This is a genomic window from Ruegeria sp. TASC047 (assembly GCF_059612445.1).
The window spans coordinates 1-4,348 of sequence record NZ_JBXWQP010000045.1 but is presented as its reverse complement, the minus strand read 5'-3'; the positions used below and the strand labels follow the sequence as shown (position 1 = coordinate 4,348).

Below are 4,348 nucleotides of genomic sequence, written 5' to 3'. Positions count from 1 at the left end.
ACCAACAGAGGAAAACCATGAAACGGACGACATCATTTTATTCGGCATTGGCGGTCGGTTTACTGACTGCGACGGTTGCGGCATCGGAGACGGAACTGACAGTTTACACCGCCGTTGAGGCGGAGGATCTGGCGAGGTATGCAGAGACGTTCAACCAGAGTAACCCGGATATCAAGATCAACTGGGTTCGGGACTCGACGGGGATCATCACCGCGAAACTGCTGGCTGAACGGGACAACCCACAGGCGGATGTGGTCTGGGGGTTGGCTGCGACCTCTCTGCTGCTGTTGAAATCCGAAGGGATGCTGGAGCCTTATGCCCCGGCTGGCGTAGACAAGCTGGATGCGAAATTCGTCGATGGTGACAACCCGCCTGCCTGGGTTGGCATGGACGCCTGGGTTGCCTCGGTTTGCTACAACACGGTTGAGGCAGAAAAGGCCGGGCTGAAGCCGCCCACTTCGTGGAAGGACCTGACTGATCCGATGTACAAGGATCAGGTGATCATGCCGAACCCGAATTCCTCGGGCACGGGGTTCCTTGATGTGTCCAGCTGGCTTCAAATGTTTGGCGAAGAAGGTGGCTGGGAATACATGGATGCGCTGCACGAGAATATTGCGCGCTACACCCATTCCGGCTCGAAGCCTTGCAAACTGGCGGCGGCGGGCGAGATCCCGATTGGTATCTCTTTTGCGTTCCGTGGGGCGAAGTCCAAAGCTGATGGTGCACCGCTGGAGATCATTGTGCCTTCGGAAGGCGTCGGCTGGGACATGGAAGCAACCGCAATCGTTGCCGGTACCGCAAATCTGGAAGCCGCGCAGAAGCTGGTGGACTTCACCGTCACCAAAGAGGCCAACGAGATGTACAATACCGGCTATGCGGTCGTGGCGTATCCCGGCGTTGCAAAACCGGTTGAACACTTCCCAGAAGGTCTTCTGGATGCGATGATCAACAATGATTTCGAGTATGCCGCCAACAATCGCGCGGCAATCCTGAAGGAATGGCAGTCTCGCTATGACGGAAAGTCTGAAGCGAAATAATTCCATTGGCAGGAGGGGCTTTTGTGCCTCTCCTGCCCGCCACTCTCTTGTTCCCACCAACACAACCAACTCACCCGGCGCGCACCGGCCAGGATCGGTCGTGCCCGAGGTGCAGATGTGAGGACCTCTCCCGTGCTTCAGAAAACACCACCCGGTGAACTGTATCTCAGCATCCAGAATTTGTGGAAAGCGTTCGGCAGCTTTCTGGCACTCAAGGACATCTCTCTTGAAATCAAAGAAGGTGAATTCATTTGTTTCCTTGGCCCGTCCGGCTGCGGCAAGACCACCTTGTTGCGGGCGATTGCCGGGCTGGATCTGCAGACCAAGGGTACGGTTATGCAGGATGGCAAGGACGTCTCCAACCTGCCCCCGTCCGAGCGTGATTTCGGGATTGTGTTTCAGTCCTATGCGCTGTTCCCGAACCTGACGATCGAAAAGAACATCGCATTTGGCCTTGAAAACACGGGCCGCAGCAAGTCGGATATCGCAGTTCGGGTGAGCGAGCTGTTGAACCTTGTTGGTCTGCCGGATCAGGGCAGGAAATACCCGGCACAATTGTCCGGTGGCCAGCAGCAGAGGATTGCGCTGGCCCGCGCCATTGCAACCAATCCCGGTTTGCTGCTGCTGGACGAACCCCTGTCGGCGCTGGACGCCAAGGTGCGCGTTCACCTGCGGCATGAGATCAAGGAATTGCAGCGCAAGCTGGGTGTGACCACCGTGATGGTGACGCACGATCAGGAAGAAGCGCTGGCCATGGCCGACCGCATCGTGGTGATGAACCACGGGGTGATTGAACAAGTTGGATCGCCCACGGAGATCTACCGCGAACCGGCCAACCTGTTCGTGGCCGACTTTATCGGTGAAATGAACCAGATCCGATCTCAGGTCACCAAAGGCGGGCGGTTGAGCGTCGGGGAAAAGACCTTTGCCTGCCTCAGCCACACGTTCAATGATGGCACTCCGGTCATCGCAGCCATTCGTCCCGAAGACATCATCCCTCATGAAGCTGGTTATCTTGACACGGGCGGCAATCGGAACTGCATCGAGGTCACGCTTGATGAAATGGAGTTTCTGGGCTCGTTCTGGCGCTGTCGCCTGAACAACGAGCGGTTCGGATCTTCTGAACTGATCGCGGATTTTTCGATCAACGCCGTGCGTCGTCTTGAGCTGGAAGAGGGGTGCAGCATGGTGATCGAGCTTCCCGAGAACCGCCTGATGGCGTTTGACCTTCCGGAGGCTGCGGCATGAGCACGATGTCGACCAATCACGACACATTGCCTGTCGGGCCGGATATCAGGCCCAAGCTCAGCCGCGATGACATCCTGATGCGCGGAAGCATGATGGTGATCGCGCTCTATCTGATCGTGACACTGGCGCTGCCGCTTTACACGATGCTTTCCAAGTCCTTCTCGACCTACCGGGTCGAGCTGTCCCAGTATGAGTTTCAGGTCAGTGATGAAGCGGGTGTGTTTGACGGAACGATCCTGACGGCTGACGAACTGAACAGGCAATTGGGGGTGTATTCCGACACCGATCTGACAACCGGCTCGGACGGGCGTTTGCCGGTGACCGGGTTTTTTCCGGATTTCAGCTTTCGCAGCCCGGTCATGTACCAGATGCGGAACACGACGGAGGCCGGGCGCTTTCTGGTCGGGTCGACTTTGAACGCAGGCACCGATTGGGTCGAGCTTGATTCCAACACGTTCCGCCGGGTGCAGATGCGGCCGGTTCAAGCGCGGGGTCTGGGCAACTTCATCAACTACTTCTCAACCCCGGCCCTGTTCAACTCGATCAAGAACTCCCTTTGGATTTCGGTTGTCAGCACAATCGTTACGGTGACGCTGGCGTTCTGGTTTGCCTATGCGCTTAACCGAAGCTGCATGCGGTTCAAGGGGGTCTTTCGCCTGATCGCGATGGCGCCGATTCTGGTTCCCTCGCTGCTGCCGGGCATCGCGCTGGTCTACCTGTTCGGCAATCAGGGGATGATCAAGGAGTTGCTGTTCGGCGCCAGTATCTACGGCCCCATAGGCATCGTGATCGGATCGGTCTTCTTTACCTTTCCACACGCGTTCCTGATCATATCGACCGCGCTCGCGATATCGGATGCGCGGTTGTACGAGGCCGCTGTCAGCTTGCGCTCAACCCCCTGGCGGACATTCTGGACCGTTACCATACCCGGCGCGCGCTATGGCCTGATTTCCGCAGCCTTTGTCGTGTTCAATCTGGTGATCACCGATTTTGGCCTGCCAAAGGTGATCGGCGGCCAGTTCAACGTGCTTGCCGTGGATATCTACAAACAGGTGATCGGCCAGCAGAACTTTGAGATGGGCGCCGTGGTCTCGGTGGTTCTGGTCATCCCCGCAATTCTGGCTTTTGCCATCGACCGGATGGTTCAGTCCAAGCAGGTGGCGCTGCTGTCTGCGCGCTCGGTTCCATATCAGGCAACACCAAACCCAAAGACTGATCGCATATTCCTGATCTACTGCAGTTTGATCGGCCTGTTCATCGTTGGTCTTCTGGCCGTGTGTCAGTTTGCGGCGCTGATCAAGTTCTGGCCCTACGATCTGAGCCTGAGCCTCAAGAACTACCAGTTCGACAAGATGGATGGCGGCGGCTGGGGGTCGTATTTCAACTCGATCAAACTGGCTTTCCTGACGGCGGTGATCGGCACGACGGTTGTCTTCTTCGGGGCGTATCTGGTGGAAAAATCGAACGGCTTCAAAACCGGGCGGTCGATCTTTCAGATGTTCGCCATGCTGCCGATGGCCATTCCGGGCATGGTTCTGGGACTGTCGTATATCTTCTTCTTCAACAACCCGTCCAATCCGTTCAATGCGATCTACGGCACCATGGCGATCCTGGTGGTTTGCACGGTGACGCATTTCTATACCGTATCGCACCTGACGGCGGTCACCGCTCTCAAGCAGATGGATAAAGAGTTCGAGTCGGTGTCGGCCTCTCTCAAACAGCCAACAATGAAGCTGTTTGCCCGCGTGACGGTGCCGGTCTGCCTGCCTGCGGTGCTGGACATCTCGATCTATCTGTTCGTCAACGCGATGACGACCGTGTCGGCGGTTGTGTTCCTCTACTCACCCAAAACCACACTCGCGTCCATCGCGGTGCTGAACATGGATGATGCCGGGGATATCGCACCCGCAGCCGCAATGGGCATGATGATCTTCTACACCAACGCAGCCGCCCGGATCTTTCATCTGATGGCATCAAAAGGCATCCTGGCCCGCACACAGGCCTGGCGCAGCAGGTAATCCACACAAAAACTCAATATCCCCGCAGATCACATATCTGCGGGG

General features: G+C 57.0%; 3 protein-coding genes. All 3 read left to right on the top strand.

Going from position 1 to position 4,348, the window contains the following annotated elements:
* Positions 1-17 precede the first annotated feature (17 nt).
* The 3 genes from AC2FLO_RS17255 to AC2FLO_RS17245 all read left to right on the top strand — a co-directional run bounded on the left by AC2FLO_RS17255 (position 18) and on the right by AC2FLO_RS17245 (position 4,303).
* The gene (locus tag AC2FLO_RS17255; RefSeq protein ID WP_480589193.1) at positions 18-1,037 is read left to right on the top strand and encodes a putative 2-aminoethylphosphonate ABC transporter substrate-binding protein; all 1,020 of its coding nucleotides are present in this window, start codon (positions 18-20) and stop codon (positions 1,035-1,037) included.
* Between the two features lie 132 nt (positions 1,038-1,169).
* Positions 1,170-2,285: a putative 2-aminoethylphosphonate ABC transporter ATP-binding protein gene (locus AC2FLO_RS17250; protein ID WP_267365559.1), complete on the top strand. Its 1,116-nt coding sequence runs from the start codon at positions 1,170-1,172 to the stop codon at positions 2,283-2,285.
* Positions 2,282-4,303, top strand: coding sequence for a putative 2-aminoethylphosphonate ABC transporter permease subunit (locus AC2FLO_RS17245; RefSeq protein ID WP_496755241.1), 2,022 nt, complete (start codon positions 2,282-2,284; stop codon positions 4,301-4,303). Before AC2FLO_RS17250 ends, AC2FLO_RS17245 begins: the two co-directional genes overlap by 4 nt.
* Positions 4,304-4,348 lie beyond the last annotated feature (45 nt).